Origin of the sequence: Actinopolymorpha pittospori (assembly GCF_014873875.1) — a bacterium.
Lineage (GTDB): Bacteria > Actinomycetota > Actinomycetes > Propionibacteriales > Actinopolymorphaceae > Actinopolymorpha > Actinopolymorpha pittospori.
Genome location: NZ_JADBEM010000001.1, coordinates 8,225,645 through 8,240,415 on the forward strand (window position 1 = coordinate 8,225,645; position 14,771 = coordinate 8,240,415).

At 71.1% G+C, this 14,771-nt stretch carries 15 protein-coding genes; 7 read left to right on the forward strand and 8 right to left on the reverse strand.

Going from position 1 to position 14,771, the window contains the following annotated elements; all coding sequences use genetic code 11:
* Window positions 1–28 precede the first annotated feature (28 nt).
* The 3 genes from HEB94_RS38235 (at window position 29) to pepE (ending at window position 2,806) form a co-directional block, all read left to right on the forward strand.
* Window positions 29–709, forward strand: coding sequence for an NUDIX hydrolase (locus tag HEB94_RS38235; protein ID WP_337918208.1), 681 nt, complete (start codon window positions 29–31; stop codon window positions 707–709).
* 98 nt (window positions 710–807) lie between these two features.
* Window positions 808–1,971 (forward strand): ADP-ribosylglycohydrolase family protein, encoded by a 1,164-nt coding sequence (locus HEB94_RS38240; protein WP_192754352.1) that lies wholly within the window; start codon window positions 808–810, stop codon window positions 1,969–1,971.
* Between the two features lie 106 nt (window positions 1,972–2,077).
* Window positions 2,078–2,806: a dipeptidase PepE gene (gene pepE / locus HEB94_RS38245; RefSeq protein WP_192754353.1), complete on the forward strand. Its 729-nt coding sequence runs from the start codon at window positions 2,078–2,080 to the stop codon at window positions 2,804–2,806.
* Between the two features lie 87 nt (window positions 2,807–2,893).
* Here the strand turns inward: pepE and HEB94_RS38250 are convergent, their stop codons facing one another.
* The 6 genes from HEB94_RS38250 to HEB94_RS38275 all read right to left on the reverse strand — a co-directional run bounded on the left by HEB94_RS38250 (window position 2,894) and on the right by HEB94_RS38275 (window position 9,550).
* Window positions 2,894–3,829, reverse strand: a complete 936-nt coding sequence (locus HEB94_RS38250) for a DUF1177 domain-containing protein (protein ID WP_192754354.1) — start codon at window positions 3,827–3,829, stop codon at window positions 2,894–2,896.
* Between the two features lie 39 nt (window positions 3,830–3,868).
* Window positions 3,869–4,561 carry an AroM family protein gene (locus tag HEB94_RS38255; RefSeq protein WP_202896770.1) on the reverse strand — a complete coding sequence of 231 codons (693 nt, stop codon included), beginning with the start codon at window positions 4,559–4,561 and terminating at the stop codon, window positions 3,869–3,871.
* The gene (locus HEB94_RS38260; protein WP_192754355.1) at window positions 4,558–5,841 is read right to left on the reverse strand and encodes an alpha/beta fold hydrolase; all 1,284 of its coding nucleotides are present in this window, start codon (window positions 5,839–5,841) and stop codon (window positions 4,558–4,560) included. Before HEB94_RS38260 ends, HEB94_RS38255 begins: the two co-directional genes overlap by 4 nt.
* Before the next feature lie 20 nt (window positions 5,842–5,861).
* Entirely contained in the window at window positions 5,862–6,593 is a 732-nt protein-coding gene (locus HEB94_RS38265; RefSeq protein ID WP_202896771.1) for a 2,5-dihydroxypyridine 5,6-dioxygenase NicX family protein, read from the reverse strand.
* Window positions 6,594–6,995: 402 nt separating this feature from the next.
* A complete protein-coding gene (locus tag HEB94_RS38270; RefSeq protein ID WP_192754356.1) occupies window positions 6,996–8,675 on the reverse strand; it encodes an OPT family oligopeptide transporter in 1,680 nt (559 codons plus the stop codon).
* A gap of 50 nt (window positions 8,676–8,725) precedes the next feature.
* A complete protein-coding gene (locus HEB94_RS38275) occupies window positions 8,726–9,550 on the reverse strand; it encodes an IclR family transcriptional regulator (RefSeq protein ID WP_192754357.1) in 825 nt (274 codons plus the stop codon).
* A gap of 192 nt (window positions 9,551–9,742) precedes the next feature.
* Between HEB94_RS38275 and HEB94_RS38280 the strand changes: the two genes are divergently transcribed.
* Window positions 9,743–10,537, forward strand: coding sequence for an alpha/beta fold hydrolase (locus HEB94_RS38280; protein WP_192754358.1), 795 nt, complete (start codon window positions 9,743–9,745; stop codon window positions 10,535–10,537).
* Window positions 10,538–10,550: 13 nt separating this feature from the next.
* Here the strand turns inward: HEB94_RS38280 and HEB94_RS38285 are convergent, their stop codons facing one another.
* Both HEB94_RS38285 and HEB94_RS38290 read right to left on the reverse strand, forming a co-directional pair.
* Window positions 10,551–11,042, reverse strand: a complete 492-nt coding sequence (locus HEB94_RS38285; protein ID WP_192754359.1) for a DUF1203 domain-containing protein — start codon at window positions 11,040–11,042, stop codon at window positions 10,551–10,553.
* 82 nt (window positions 11,043–11,124) lie between these two features.
* Complete coding sequence (locus HEB94_RS38290) at window positions 11,125–12,420, reverse strand: hypothetical protein (RefSeq protein ID WP_192754360.1); 1,296 nt, start codon at window positions 12,418–12,420, stop codon at window positions 11,125–11,127.
* A 110-nt stretch (window positions 12,421–12,530) separates the two neighbouring features.
* Between HEB94_RS38290 and HEB94_RS38295 the strand changes: the two genes are divergently transcribed.
* The 3 genes from HEB94_RS38295 to HEB94_RS38305 all read left to right on the forward strand — a co-directional run bounded on the left by HEB94_RS38295 (window position 12,531) and on the right by HEB94_RS38305 (window position 14,724).
* Window positions 12,531–13,298, forward strand: a complete 768-nt coding sequence (locus HEB94_RS38295; RefSeq protein ID WP_192754361.1) for a GntR family transcriptional regulator — start codon at window positions 12,531–12,533, stop codon at window positions 13,296–13,298.
* 107 nt (window positions 13,299–13,405) lie between these two features.
* Window positions 13,406–13,879 carry a hypothetical protein gene (locus HEB94_RS38300; protein WP_192754362.1) on the forward strand — a complete coding sequence of 158 codons (474 nt, stop codon included), beginning with the start codon at window positions 13,406–13,408 and terminating at the stop codon, window positions 13,877–13,879.
* Window positions 13,880–13,998: 119 nt separating this feature from the next.
* Entirely contained in the window at window positions 13,999–14,724 is a 726-nt protein-coding gene (locus HEB94_RS38305; protein ID WP_192754363.1) for an excalibur calcium-binding domain-containing protein, read from the forward strand.
* The last annotated feature ends 47 nt before the right edge of the window (window positions 14,725–14,771 follow it).

Below are 14,771 nucleotides of genomic sequence, written 5' to 3' on the forward strand. Positions count from 1 at the left end.
CGAAAACTCCCCGGGATACTATCACCGCGTGGATCGACTGGGGCATGAGGTGTTGGCGGCAGTGCTCCAAGTCCGTTCCTGGTCACTGCAGGTTCTGCTCTGGCAGCGCGCCAAGGAGCCGCAGGCGGGCCACTGGTCACTCCCTGGAGGTCAGCTCGGCGCCACCGAGGACGTCGAGGCGTCCGTACGCCGACAGCTCGCGGAGAAGGTCGACGTACGCCAGCTCTCCCACGTCGAACAGCTCCAGGTCTTCAGCGCACCGAACCGGATGCCTGGGGCCCGCGTCCTCGCGACCGCCTTCCTCGGCCTGGTGCCAAGCGACAACGATCCGGAGATCCCCGCCGACACCCGGTGGTTTCCGGTCGACGCGCTCCCCGCCACGGCGTTCGACCACCACGCCATCGTGCTCCGGGCCCGCGACCGGCTGCGCTCCAAGCTCTCCTACACCAACCTCGGCTTCGCACTCGCTCCCCCGTCCTTCACGATCTCCGAGCTCCGCGAGATCTACGCCGCGGCGCTCGGTCACCGGGTCTCGGCGACCAACCTGCAGCGGGTGCTCTCCCGGCGCGGGCAGCTCGAACCCACCGGGCAGACCGCGGTGTCCGGTCCGGCGGGTGGCCGGCCGGCCGCGGTGTTCCGGTTCACCTGCCGGGACATGTTCATCACCGACCCGTTCGCCGTGCTCCGGCCACCCACCACACGTCGCTGACCCAGCCAGGACCCATCCGGGCCGATCCGGACTCCGGTCACGGGTGCCAGCCGCGTCCCTTAGGGTGCGAGTCCTGCCGGACCGCGCGAGGAGTGAGGATGCCCGCGACCAGCGACGCCACGACCGAGGCCACCGCCGAGCCGCGTACGTGGTCGCGGGAACCCCTGCAGGACTATCGCGCGAAGGTCCGCGGCTGCCTGCTCGGCGGTGCGATCGGTGACGCGCTGGGGGCGCCGGTGGAGTTCTCGTCACTGGCCACGATCCGTGCGACGTACGGGCCCGTGGGCGTCACCGACCTCGAACCCCTCGGCGGATCGGACGGGCGTCGCGGACTGGTCACCGACGACACCCAGATGACCCTCTTCACCGCCGAGGGAATCATCCGTGCCAGCATCCGCTGGGACCGCGGCGTGTGTCATCCGCCGTCGGTGGTCTACCGGGCCCTCCTGCGCTGGCTCGCCACTCAGGAGCAGTCCTCCCCACCACCGGACGCGTCCGGCTGGCTGGCCCGGCAGAGCTGGCTCTACGCCCAGCGTGCTCCCGGCAACGCGTGTCTGTCCGGCCTGCGCTCGGGACGGATGGGCACGCTCGCGGAGCCCGTCAATCCCGACTCCAAGGGCTGCGGCGCGGTCATGCGGTCCGCTCCGTTCGGTCTGCTCCCGCCGATCCCCCGCTTCGGCGTCCGTGCGGCCTTCGACTTCGCCGTCGAGTGCGCCGTGCAGACCCACGGCCACCCGACCGGCTACCTCGCCGCGGGCGCGTTCGCCGCGCTGGTGCGGCTGCTGGTCGCCGGTACGCCGCTGCCGGCCGCTGTCAACGACGTCCTGACGCTGCTCGCGGACCACGACGGCCACGAGGAGACCAGCGCGGCCCTGCGCGCCGCGGTCGCCGCGAGCACCGATCAGGCGCCCACACCTGAGACCGTGGAGGCGCTGGGCGCTGGATGGGTGGCGGAGGAGGCGCTCGCGATCGGTGTCTACGCGGCCCTCGCCCACCCGGGTCCCGCGGACGTACGCAGGGCGCTCCTGCTCGCCGTCAACCACTCCGGCGACACCGACTCCACCGGCTCGATCTGCGGCAACCTCCTCGGCGCCCTGCACGGCGAGACGGCCCTGCCGTCGGACTGGGTGGCCGAGGTGGAGGGCCGGGGCACCATCCTCGAACTCGCCGACGACTTCGCGCTGGAGTTCACCCGGCAGTCCGAACTCCACGGCGACTACGGGCCGCACACCAGGTGGACCACCCGCTATCCGGGCGCCTGAGCCCGCCCACGCATCCCGGCACCTGAGCCCGCCGACTACGACGCTGCCAGCTCCGGTGCGGACCCGCGCGCGGTGAGGCGACCACGCTCCCGCACACTGGGACACCATGGACCTGTTGCTGCTCTCGAACTCCCGCAACCACGGCCAGAGCTTCCTCGCCCACGCGCTGGAGGAGATCGACGGATTCCTCGGTGACGCGCGCCGGCTCGCGTTCGTTCCGTACGCACTGCGGGACCACGACGGCTACACCGCCATCATCGCCGAGGCGCTGGCCCCGCTCGGGATCGAGGTGGTCGGCGTCCACACCGGTGCCGACCCGCGCGCCGCCGTCGCCGACGCTCCGGCCGTCTTCGTGGGCGGTGGCAACACCTTCCGGCTGCTCAGGGCGTTGCGGACGACCGGCGTCTTCGAGGTCGTCCGTCACCGCGTCACCGCGGGCGACCTGCGCTACCTGGGTTCCAGCGCGGGCACGAACCTGACCGCGCCGACGCTGCGGACCACGAACGACATGCCCATCGTGGAGCCCCCGTCCTTCGAGGCGTTCGGCTTCGTGCCGTTCCAGATCAACCCGCACTACCTCGACCCAGCGCCCGACAGCACCCACATGGGCGAGACGCGCGAGCAGCGACTCACGGAGTTCCTCGAGGAGAACGACGTGCCCGTACTCGGCATCAGGGAGGGCGGCTGGCTCCGCGTCTGCGGCGAGACCGCGACGCTTGGCGGGGCCAACGGCGCGCGACTGTTCACCCGCGCCGCCGAACCGCGGGAGTTGGCGCCGGGAGCCGACGTCTCGCAGTTGCTCGCCACCCGGCCGCGCTACGACAGCCCGGCCTGAAACGCACAGTGGCGTCGGTCACCGGTCGAAACCGGTGACCGACGCCACCCAGGCGGGGTCCGGGCCTGGTGTGTGCGGGGCGTGGACCTAGCGCCCGCCCGCCTGCTGCAGGCGGGTCATCGGCCCGTACAACTCGACCAGCCGGGCGAACTCCGCCGCGTCGTAGAACGCGCAGGTGCCCCGGCCGAAGTCCTTCGCCACCTCGACGCAGAAGCGCACCGCCGCGTCGACGCTGCGCAGGTCCGTCGCGCCCGTCGCCGATCCGGCCACGGCCGTCTCGGTGGTGAGTGCGACCCCGACGACCGGAGCCGCGGTGGCCGTCGCCGGCTGCAGGATCGAGTTGACGTGGTGAACGTCGTTGCCGTACGGCGTGATGTCCTGCGTGGCGAGCGGCAACACGACCGGCAGTTGGCCGCTGACCCGCTGCTGGATCGCCATGAGGTCCTCACTCGTGCGCAGGATCCAGCCCTCCTTGACGGTGGGCGAGATCGCGAAGCCGAGGTGGTTGCAGATCCGGTTGCCCTTGGTCGTGTCGACCGACAACACCGCGTCGGCGTCCGGGTCCACCTCCTGCGCGTTCATCTCGGCGATCCCCACCGGGGAGTCCATGAACGGGACCGGGTCGTGCGGGCGGGTGGGAGCGTCGGGACAGATGTGTGTCGCGAGCACCACGTCACCGGCGAGGACGTCGCCGCGGCTGTGCATGGAGGCCAGCTTCGCCGCGGCGGCGACCGCGACGAGTGCGCCGTCGCCGTCGGAGACGAAGCCGATCTGCTCAGGTCGGGCTCCGAGACCGCCGAGCCGCCCGACGACGGCGAGCGTGGGAGCCGAACCACCCGAACGCCGTCCGGCCGATCCCGGCACGACGACCCGGATGAAGTCCGTGCTGCCCTTGTCCCCCTCGACCGTACTCACCTCGATCTCGCGGGCCCCCGCGGCGCGGAGGTACTCCGCGACGGCTTCGCCGTTGACCGAGGGATCGTCGAGCAGATCGTAGGCATCGATGACATGGCGCCAACTCATGAAACGGTTACGTCCTTTCCTGCAACTGTGGTGTATCCGTCACGCGACCACCTCACCGGCGAGGCGCGCGACGACCGAGCGCGCGAGCAGCACCGGAACGCCGCTCTGCTGCCGGGCGGCCGCACGCATCGCGTCGGTGTAGCCCATGCAGTCGAGGACGATCCAGCGCGCGCCGCGCCCGGCCAGGTCCGCCGCCGCGGCCGCGACGGCGGCGGGCGTGCCGCCGTCGTACGGCGTCGCGGCGGCGACCTCGACCCGGGCCGCCACCCCAGCCCACTTCGCGAGGCTCATCGCGATCTGCTGCGGCAGCGGGCACACGACCCCGAGCACACCGCCCCTGGTGTCACCGCCGCAGAGTCCCTCGACGCCGGAGACGAAGAGACGCTCGGCCAGCAGCAGCGGCCGCGTGTGGGCGAGCTTGGGGAACTCACCGGTGCAGACGACCAGCGTGGCGTCAACCCCGGCTTGCTCCAACCAGCCGATGGCGCTCTCCACCCTGCCCACCACCGCGTCGTGGTCGAGGACGACCGACGACCCGTCGCGCAGGCGCGTCGTCAGGACGTGCTTGGCACCGGCGGGCGGCGCCATGCCCGCGATCTTGGCTTCGGACAGCCCGTCGAGCGCCCCGCGTTCGACGACCTCGACCGGCGGCAGCCAGCCGGACAGCTCCGGCACCATGTCGATCCGGGGCGTCTGACCGATCGTCACGACTCCCAATCGCCGTCCGTTCACGATGTCTCCTTGGACAGGCCGATCAGCCGGTCGAGCACACCGGCGACCCGCAGGCCGTCGTGCTCGTGTTCGTTGGTGATCCACGGGGTGACCCGGCGCACCGCCGCGGCAGTGGCGAGGGAGAGTTCACGCGCGACGTACATGTCCTCGTAGTAGAGGGCCGCGAAGGTCGGAACGTCGTTGCGCGCCAGTTGGTCCGGGTCGTAGAGCGCGGGCCAGTCGTCCTTGGCCGCGAGGATCTCGGCGGCCTCGCGCAGCGGCACCAGCGCGGGATCCTCGGCGAAGAGGAAGGGGTAGATCATCTCCCCGGTGAACAGGAACGGCGTGTCCGCCTCGAGCGCGAACTCCGGCCGCTGCGCGTGGAGCCGCTCCGCCGACCAGGCCGAGGCCGAACCCTGGCAGTAGATGGGTTCGTGCAACACCGCGTAGAGCGGGTTGGTCGCGAAGCTCAGGGAGCCACCGAGCCCGGTGAGGAAGGTGTCGGAGAGTTCCGGGCCGTCGACACCATCGACGAACGACTCCTCCAGCAGGTAGTGCAGGCCGTCGAAGTCCGCACGCATCCCCAGCCGCATCCCCGCCGTCTGGAACCGCCGCGGGCTCAGGCGCTCGCCGGTGGGCAGTCGTACGTCGTGGGTCTCGAGGTGCTCGACCACGCGGGCGCACAGGTCACGGTCGCCGGGATGGCGGTCGAAGTAGAGCGCGTTCTTCTCCAGGGTCCGGACGTAGGTGAGGGTGTAGACGTCGTCGGCCGTGCCCCCGAGCGGCGGGAGACCACCGGTGACGAACACCTCCCGGAGCCCTTCCGGAGCGAACGACAGGTAGGTCAGCGCGCAGAAGCCGCCGTAGCTCTGCCCGAGCACCGTCCAGGGCTGGTCGCGCTGGAGTTCGCGCCGCAGCACCTCGGAGTCGGCGACGATCGCGTCCGCCCGGAAGTGGGTGAGGTAGTCGGCCTGCACCTTCGCGTCGCCGCGCCGGGCCAGGGTCTGTCGGTTGGCCGGCGTCGACAGGCCGGTCCCCCGCTGGTCGAGTACGACGACCCGGTAGTCCTGCAGGGCCCGTCCGAGCCAGCCGCCGCGGCTGCTCGGTCGCAGCCCCTTGCCGCCGGGGCCACCCTGGAGGAACAACAGGCGGGGCAGTCCGGCGTCCACCTTCGCCGCGTCGACGATCTCCCGCGCGTAGACCTCGATGCGTTCACCATCGGGTCGCGCGTGGTCGAGCGGTACCTCGAGCGTGTACTCCGTGCAGGCAAGATCGCGTTGACGGTAGCTCCGCGCCTTCATCGAAGCCCTCCCCTTCTGAGTCAGTAGCCCGGGACGGCCAGTCGCCGGCAGATCTCGACCAGGGTCGGATGCACGTACCGGCCGTCCAGCTCGATCGCTTCACCGTCAAGGTAGATCGAGGGGTCGAGCATGCTTCCGTCGGTATGGGCCGCGGCCACCCAGGGCTCGCCGCCGATCCAGGCGCCCTTCGTGCCGAGGCCGAGTTCCACGCACCCGAAGACCCGCTCGTCCTCGACGATCCGCCCGGTCGGACGGGTCACGCCAGGGTTGAAGCCGAGGGACCAGTGGGCGATCCGGAACATATTCGGGTCGCCGTGACCCTCCATCCAACGGGCGAACGTCGTCGCGTCGGGACCGCCCTCGATGGCGGACACGACCCCCTGGGAGACCTTCATCCGGACCGGGGAACGCAGCAGCCCGAGCTCGGCCGGGGGCCAGGCTGCGCCGTCGAGGACGAGCACGCCCTCCTGCGTCTCCTCCAGCGGGTTCCACGAGATCTGCCCGGCCAGCATCACGGTCTCGCCCGGCCGTTCGGCCGGCTTGCCGCGCAGGTTGATCGGCCGGCCGCCGTTACGGGCGCGCAGGTCGGTTCCCGCGGGTGTCGTGACGCGCACCTCGTCGGCGGCCTCGAGCAGCCCGCACAGGGCGCGGCCGAGTTCCATCACACCCTCGAAGTCCACCCGCGCGATGGTGTCGACGAGCATCGACACGTCCATGCCGGTGAGGTTCGCGTACCTCGTGCCACTCGCCATCGCGGCACGGAACGCCTCGGAGTGCATAACGTAGGCGAAGGCGAACTCGATCCAGACGTCCGAGCGCGACGATCGCACCGGCGACCGGACCGGGCGGCTCCATCGCCGACGTGGGCCGGGTGTCGTACCACACGACCGTCGCCGAGGCACCCGCCGCGGCCACCGCCCGCGCGGTCGCGTCGACGACCCGCCCGTCGGTCGAGGTGTCCGCCGTGAGGACGACGTCCTCGCCCGGCTTGACGAGCATGATCTGCTCGACGAGCTTGCGAGCGCCCAGCGCCGCCTCCAGGTGGAGGTACTCCGGCCTTGCCTCGATCCCCATCTGTCCCTCCTTCCGTCCCAGCCGTCCCAGCCGACGCCGGCCGTCGTGGCGGCCGGCGTCCCCGTGCGTCGGCGTACAGGTCAGCGTTCGACGATGCGTCCGACGTCCGACAACGAGTTGCCGGCGATGATCCCCGCGCCGATCAGGTTGAGGTCGCTTTCGGCCTTCGGTCCCCGCAGACGGGTCCACACGATCCGCAGGATCAGCGCCGCGAACACCAGCCAGCAGGCGTACGGCGTGAGGATCAGCAGACCGGTGGCGAGCAGCACGCCCATCTGCCGGGACGGCCCGCCGATGATCTGGATGATCGCACCCGGGATCGCCCAGATCAGGATGTTGATCAGCGTCGAACTGTCGCCGAGGCCCGCGGCCACGGTGTCGGCGTACACCTTCGCGACCGGCGGGACCAGGCCGTCGGCGAAGTACGACTGCCAGGTCACGGCGACGACGACGAGCGCGACCGCGAAGCCGATCAGCTGGGCGATGTACTGCTGCTTGCGCCCGGCCCGCTCCACCAGGCGGTACGGTGTCGCGCCCTTGCGGACGATCCAGCCGGCCTTGAAGTCGTAGCCCATGTCCGCGAACGCCGGGCCGGTCGAGGCGACATAGGCCACGAACAGCGCGAGCGGCAACGTCGGAATGCCGATCACCAGGCCGAGGACCAGGAAGATCAGGGTCACCGCGAACGCCGGGAACCATCCCGAGTGCATGGCGGCGAGGCCGACGATGAGTTCGTGCACGAGAGCCGCGAAGCCGGCGAGCAGGCACCATCCGACGAGCTGGATCGGGCTCAGGTCAGCGAGCACCCCACCCAGCAGGGCGACGACGAGCGCGCCGATGGTGAACAGGACGTAGCCCTCACCGAGGGCGCGGCGCAGTCGGCGTTCGTCGACGGTCGTCACGTCGGCGTCGTCAGCGTCGTCGGCGTCGTCAGCGGCTTTCGCCTCCGCCGCGGCGTACTCCGCATGCGCGGCCGCCTCGTCGACCCGCCCCTTACGCTCCCGGCGCACCAGCAGCAGGACCGCCTGGACGAGTGCGACCAGGCCGGCGCCGACCATGACGCCGTGCGGGATGTACAACGCGTCGAGGTTGAAGTGGAACCACTCACCGCTGTACTGCTTGATACCGAGGCCGAGCCCGAACATCCCGAGCGCCCAGATGTTCCCGATCAGGGCCACGCCGGCCGCCGACATCGGAAGCTTGAGAATCGAGCCGGCCAGGCCGAGCAGACCACCGATACCGAGGACGACGGCCCGCCGCCCGCCCTCGTCACCCGCGATCAGGGTCTCGGCGGCGGCGACCCCCGGAGGCCAGGTGCCACGGCCGGGAAAGAGCTTGGAGTCGAAGACCCGGAACAGCACCCAGGTGTCCACGACGAGACCGATGCCCGCGCCGATGAGCATCGGCCAGACGAGGTCGCGCCGGCCGAGCGCGAACGGCACCGCGATCGGCACCAGCAGCGAGTTGGCCGCCGCGAAGGTCGCACCGGAGATCGCGCTCTGGACGAGGTTCTGCCGGTGGATGGAACGCATGTCGCGCAGCTTCCACAGCGGAATCCGTCCGGCCAGCATGGCGATCAGCGCGCCGATCACCGAGGTGTTCGCGGTCACGCCGAGGGTGGTGATGAGGTGCAGGCCGATGAAGGCGCCCACCACCGAAAGGACGACAGTGAGTCCGAGGACTACCGGCTCGACGGCGCGTGGGTGCGACTCGGGACCTCGCAGGTCCGCGCCCTTGGGCGGTGAGGTGGTGGTGGACATCCGTCCTCCCTCCAGCCGGCGTGCACCATGTGGTGAGCCGGGTGATTCGTTCAGCCCGTACCGTTCAGCAGTGCACTGAGTCGCTGCCCGGTACTCCGTACGAGATCGACGGCCTTGTCGATCTTGCCGGCCATCCGGTCATGCGGGCCGATGATGACGATCGAGCCGACCACCTGACCGAGGGAGAAGCACGGTGCCGCCACCGAGGTGACGTTCGCGTCGTACTCGCCGTGGGAGACCGCGACGCCTTCGTCGCGAACCTGGGCGTACATCTCGGTCAGGACGTCAGGATCGACAATGGTCTGCTCACTGAATCGGGTGAGCGGGCCGCTGCCGAGCAGCCGGCGTAGGTCCGCCTCCGGGTAGAAGGCGAAGATCGCGTGACCGGCGGCGCCACCGTGGGCGGGGATCGTCTCGCCCACCGTGGCGGAGTACCGCACGGGTCCGTCGGCGTCGACGGCGGCCGTGCAGCGATAGAAGGCCCCGTGCGGGACGTTCAGGATGGTGCTCTCCCCCACCTGCTGGGTGAGTTCGCGCAGGAGTGGACGGACGGCCGCCTCGAGGGCGCCGCCCCGCTCCGCCGCGCGGGCGAGGACGCCGACCGTCACCCCGAGGCGGTAGCGCCTGCTCTCGGGATCCGCGAGCACGAAGCCGCGCCCCGCCAGGGTGGCGAGGAGCCGTTGGGTGACGGACTTGTCCAGGCCCAGCTCACGGGCGAGTTCGGTGACGCCCCACTCGGGGCGCTCCCGGAACGCCAGCAGGACCTGAAGTGCGCGGTCGGCGGTCTGGAGTACGCCAGAGGTGCGCCGGACGGCGGGAGCGGGCGGGGCGCTGACGCCAACCGCGTCGCGTAGGACCGCGTCGTCCGCACCCATTCCGTCTCCTTGTCGCACATGTGAGTGTTGTGATAATCACAACGCTGTCCCGCTATTCACACCGCTCGGCACTATGCCCCGACACTCCGCATCTCGTCAAGACGGCGTCAAGACGCGGAGCGCGAGAGGGCACCCGCGCCGAGCGCGGGGGGACGGATCGACCATGATCATCTGTCCGCTTTGATATGCGCCATGACTCTTCGGTGGGACCCGCCAGGACCGGTACGGGGACGGCTCGTCCTCCTGCACGGAGAGCTCGCGGCGGCGACCACCTGGTGGCGCGTCGGATCCGAACTCGCCGAGCAGGGCTGGCTCGTCAGCGCCCCCGACCTACCCGGCCACGGCACCATGCCGGAGAACGGTGGTCGTCCGCTGGACATGCCGACTCTCGTCCAGGGAGTCGCGGAACGCCTGCCCGGACAGGTCGACCTGCTGGTCGGCCACGGACTCGGTGCGATCGTCGCCCTCGTCCTCGCCAACCGCTACGTCGAACTCACCAAGGCGGTCGTTCTCGAGGAGCCGCTCAGCGCGCGACCGGAGGACTGCAAGGCGCTCGCCGACGCGGCCATCGCCGCCTCGGCTCTCGCCCACGCCGACCGCGATCGCTACCTCGAACGGGTCCGCGAAACCCATCCGCTGTGGAGTCACGGCGACGTCCAGCAGGCGCTGATCGGCGTCCGGGCGGCCGACGCCCCGGCCCTCGCCGCCGCGCTACGCCGACCGCGTCCCTGGGACCTGCCCGCCCTGCTCGGGACCCTCCATACGCCCGCGCTGTTCCTCGTCGCGCCGAGCGGAGCCGACACGCCGGACGCCACTCCGTCGAGCTCTCTGCGGGGGCTGGACCGGCTCGCCGCCGAACGCCGGACCTCCGCGGACCGCTTCGTCGTGCTCCACGGCGGTCACCATCTCCACCGAGACCTGCCCGACCAGTGGATCAAGGCCGTCTGCGGGTTCGCCGACGCGGTGTGCCCGGCCCCGCACCCCTGATGTTCAGCGCGGTCTAAGCCGTGCGGGTGATGGTGAACATGTAGCAGCCCCAGGTGATGTTGCGGCTGTGCACACGTTCGACGTCGGGATCGGCGAACATCTCGGCGAGGACCCGCTCGGCGTCTCGACCGTCGTACAGCCGGGTCGCGTCGTGGATCCAGCCGCGCCGGTCGTAAGCACGGAAGACCTGCGGACGCGCGCACCAGTCCGCGGGGTAGCTGGTCGTGCTGGCCGGGCCCGCACACGGCTCGGCGTGCGCGAGCACCGCGCCGATCTCGCGGTAGGGGGTTGCCGGTAGCGGTGGTTCGTAGCCGAAGAGGATCAGGCTTTCGCCCGGTTCGGCGCCACGCAGGCAGCAACGCAACGGATCCCGACCCTCGGCGACGATGCGCTCGACCGGCACACCCCGGGCATCGACTCCCCCGGAACGTGCGGCGTCCAGCACCGCCGTGGGGATCGCGTGGAACCAGAAGGTCTCGCTGGTCGGCTTCGAAGCAGTGCTCATGCACCCACGATGGACGGCGGCTCGCGCCGACGCTGGCGAGAAACGGACGTCGCTTGGGCGCCGCCCGCCCGGCGCGGCGGCCTCAGTCGCAGTCCCGCCAGCGCGGCTCGTGCGGGCTGTGGGCCCGCAGCCGCAGCGCGGTCAGCGCCGCCGGCCGGCCGAGGGCGTTCAGGGCATAGCGTCCGCCCGGCGGACGGTCGGCGACGAAGCCGAGGGTGAATCCGCGCCGGACGAAGGACCACGCCGCGCCCTCGGTCGCCGAGTGCGGGACGGGGGCGTCGTCGCGGGTCCGGAAATCCGGTGCCACGACGTCGTGGGCGGCGGCCGCGAGCTCCGCGCTGGTCGCCGGCTCACGCACCAGAACCGCGGCCGCGATCTCCGCGACGGCGACCTCGTAGGGGTGTTCGCCCAACCAGGCGAGGGCCGCCGCCTCCCAGAGCCGGACCGGCTCCAGCAGCACCGAACGCCCCCGCGCGGAGAGCCGGAGGGTGTCGCGCCGCTTGGTGACGAGGCGTTGCCCGCGAACGATCCCGTGCAGTTCCATGAGTTCGGGCAGGTCGACCTCGCGGTTGGCGGGCCGCGGCGTGGGACTCCAGCGGAACCGTTCGTCGGCTTCGCGGGCGACTTCGGGAGGCAGATAGCCGCGCTGGGTGAGGCGTACGCCGTCACCGATCCGGTTGAGCAACCACACGAGGGTGGCCGGCTGGCCCTCGGGCACCGTGACGGGATCCCGGAGGAAGGGGACCACCGGCGCGAGGCGCTGCTCGCGCTCGGGGCTGACGCCCATCATCCAGGCCTCGCGGCGTTGGGTGTGGATGACGTCGATCGGACGCCATCCGTCGAAGTAGCGCGACGGCGAGGTGAGCCAGCGTTCGGTCAGGGCCCGTTGCCGACGTCGCCACCCGGGTGCGCCCGGGGCGTAGTCACCGGCCACGATCGCGGCCTCGAGCACGCGCTGCAACTCGTCGTAGGCGTTCGCCTCGGCGGCCGTCACGTGCCGTGCCCAGATGAGCAGATCGGTGTCGGGCGGCGACGTCCCGGTACGACCGAACGCGGCGTTGGCGGCCAGCAGCCCTTCGCTCCGGTCCCGCGCGTACGCCTCGAGCACCTCGGCGGTCTCCTCCGACCGGGCGATCACGGCGAGGGACGGACGTCCGGCGAGCTCCATGACCTGACCGGCCGCCTCGACGACCCGCCGCCACTCCTCCGCCGACACGGGCCACCGATTGGGCAGGTCGATCCAGAGCATCCGCTGGAGCTCGGCCTGCCCGACCTCGCCGAAGTCTCTGAAGTCACCTACCAGCCAGTCGACCACGCTCCGGGCATGGCCGGCCAGCTCCTCGGGCATCCGAGCCAGCAGCACGTCGTGGCGACCCATGCTTCGACATCCCCTCCCACTGACGATCACCGGGCTTGTCTCAGCATCACACGCCGCGCCGCCAAGGTCACGGGTGAATCGCTGTCCCGGCTCGCGGTCGATACTGGACCATGTCCCGGACGCGTCACGAGATCGACCCGAGTCTGCTGGCGACGACCGCGTTGGCGGCCGACCGCCCCAAGGGTTATCAGCTCCGGAAGATCCTGGAGGAGCTCGCCGACCGGCTGCCGCCCGGGGCCCTGATGCCCTCCGAACGCGTCCTCGCCGACCACTTCAAGATCTCGCGGACGACGGTGCGCCAGGAGATCGAGCGGATGGTCACCGACGGCGTGCTTCTGCGCCGGCACGGACACGGAACCGTCGTCGCCGAGCCACGACCGGCGCACGCCGACCTCATCACCTCCTTCAGCCGCGACATGCGGGCACGCGGCATGACGCCGGGCTCTCGGGTCCTGTCCGCCACCGTCGAACCCGCGACCGGTCGGGTCGCCGCCAGGTTGGAGATCGGGACCGGGTCACCCGTTCTGCACCTGGTGCGACTTCGCACCGCGGACGGCAGCCCGATGGCGAGGGAGAGCACCGACGTCCCGCTCGCGCGTTTCCCTGGCCTGGAAGGGCTGCACTGGGACGAGCGGTCGCTGTTCGACACGTTGGAGGAACGTTTCGGCGTACGGCCCGCGACGAGTGACGCCCACATCCTCGCCGTGGTCCCCGACCCGCACGACGCGGAACTCCTCGAGATCGAACCCCACCAGCCGTGTCTGCTCATCGAGGCGGTCACCCGGGACGGCGCCGGACTCGTCCTGGAGTCGGAACGCTCGCTGTACCGCGGCGACCGCTACGAGGTTCTCGCCCGGGCCAGGCGGGGTCACCACTGACACCTCGCGCCGCGGCGTCGGCGTCGGCGCAGGCGTCGGCGTCGGCCCTGGGACATCGCGGTGAGGAGTAACGGTCCGGTGCACGCCTGTGGAAAAAGCTCACCCTGGTGGACGGAAATGACGCACCATCAGGTATGGGCATCCACCGGTGGGACCTCCGCGATCCGGCCGCAGCGCTTACCGGGATCGCCCGACGTCACCAGCTGCGACCCGGCATGGTGATCGTCGGACTGATCGAGCTTCCTGACACGATCCAGCATCTCCTCGACACGACCGTCCTCTACGACGCCGACGAGCCTCCCGACGAGGCCCGGCACTGCGCCGTCCTCATCCGTCGCGCCGCCCACCGGTTGTTCGGACCGCGCGTCGTCATCGGCACACCGCGCCACGCCTTCCTGACCGTGGTCGTACGTCGAGGGCCGCTGCGGTTGAGTTCCGCCGACCGGCGCTGGTGGGAGGGGTGGAGACAGGCCGAGCACAAGCTCCCGGTCTTCGACGGCACGCTCGTCGTGATGACCGAGCAGGGCTGGCGATCCGCCGACGACCAACTGGTCGGATTCCAACCAGCGCTGGCCGCGTGAGCAGACGGCGCGGAGATGAGGAACCCACCGCACAAGGGCTTTCCAGCATGTGACCAAACACCTGCGGACCACCGCGCGAAGCTCTATGATCGCGACCGGCCTGGTCCGAGGAGTGATTCATGCCCGCACGCTTCAACGCGCCGCCTAACTGGCCGGTCCCGGCGGGCTGGACCCCACCCGCACAGTGGAAGCCCGACCCCACCTGGGGCCCACCGCCCTACGGCTGGAAGGTGTGGCTCGAAGAGCCGCAACGCCGTTCACTCAACCGCCGTCGCCATCTGCTCGTCGGCCTCGGGGTCGTGGCGGGTCTTGGCACGCTGATCGGCTACGTGCACGCCTTCTCCGCCACGCCGGAAGACCAGTTCGTCAGGACCAACTCCAACGACCCCGCGCCCAACGGCTACGCCCCTTTGCTGGTCGGGCCGGTGGACGGTGTGGACATGTCGCGGCAGGACCCGGCGCCCTACACCGCCGTACCGCCGAACACCCCCACGCCACGGGCCACCTCAGGCGGCAGGGCCGACGTACGGGCGACCACGCCCGGTTCCCCGTCCGGTTCGACGTCGGCGCGCCCGCGGCACCGCGAGACCACGACGCCGACCCCGCCCGCGCCCACGACGACGCCGACCCCACGAGACCGCGACCACGACCACCACCCTCGCCGTGACCGCGACCACGACCCCCGTGACTGGCCGCGGACCGAGCTCGACCCGCGTTTCTCCACCTGTCAGGTCGCGCGCGAGCACGGCTATGGACCCTACGTCGCCGGCCGCGACATCGAGTACTTCTGGTACGCCGACACCGACCGCGACGGCATCGCCTGCGAGTCGGTCTCGCACCGCTGAACCGCGCCGGCCCATCCGCCTCGTCGGCCCTGGCCTCGGGCCGGGAC

Bases quoted from the DNA above. Each gene is read 5' to 3' on its own strand.
- HEB94_RS38240 (WP_192754352.1), top strand. From the start codon at position 808: ATGCCCGCGACCAGCGACGCCACGACCGAGGCCACCGCCGAGCCGCGT.
- pepE (WP_192754353.1), top strand. From the start codon at position 2,078: ATGGACCTGTTGCTGCTCTCGAACTCCCGCAACCACGGCCAGAGCTTC.
- HEB94_RS38250 (WP_192754354.1), bottom strand. From the start codon at position 3,829: ATGAGTTGGCGCCATGTCATCGATGCCTACGATCTGCTCGACGATCCC.
- HEB94_RS38260 (WP_192754355.1), bottom strand. From the start codon at position 5,841: ATGAAGGCGCGGAGCTACCGTCAACGCGATCTTGCCTGCACGGAGTAC.
- HEB94_RS38265 (WP_202896771.1), bottom strand. From the start codon at position 6,593: ATGGCGAGTGGCACGAGGTACGCGAACCTCACCGGCATGGACGTGTCG.
- HEB94_RS38270 (WP_192754356.1), bottom strand. From the start codon at position 8,675: ATGTCCACCACCACCTCACCGCCCAAGGGCGCGGACCTGCGAGGTCCC.
- HEB94_RS38275 (WP_192754357.1), bottom strand. From the start codon at position 9,550: ATGGGTGCGGACGACGCGGTCCTACGCGACGCGGTTGGCGTCAGCGCC.
- HEB94_RS38280 (WP_192754358.1), top strand. From the start codon at position 9,743: ATGACTCTTCGGTGGGACCCGCCAGGACCGGTACGGGGACGGCTCGTC.
- HEB94_RS38285 (WP_192754359.1), bottom strand. From the start codon at position 11,042: ATGAGCACTGCTTCGAAGCCGACCAGCGAGACCTTCTGGTTCCACGCG.
- HEB94_RS38290 (WP_192754360.1), bottom strand. From the start codon at position 12,420: ATGGGTCGCCACGACGTGCTGCTGGCTCGGATGCCCGAGGAGCTGGCC.
- HEB94_RS38295 (WP_192754361.1), top strand. From the start codon at position 12,531: ATGTCCCGGACGCGTCACGAGATCGACCCGAGTCTGCTGGCGACGACC.
- HEB94_RS38305 (WP_192754363.1), top strand. From the start codon at position 13,999: ATGCCCGCACGCTTCAACGCGCCGCCTAACTGGCCGGTCCCGGCGGGC.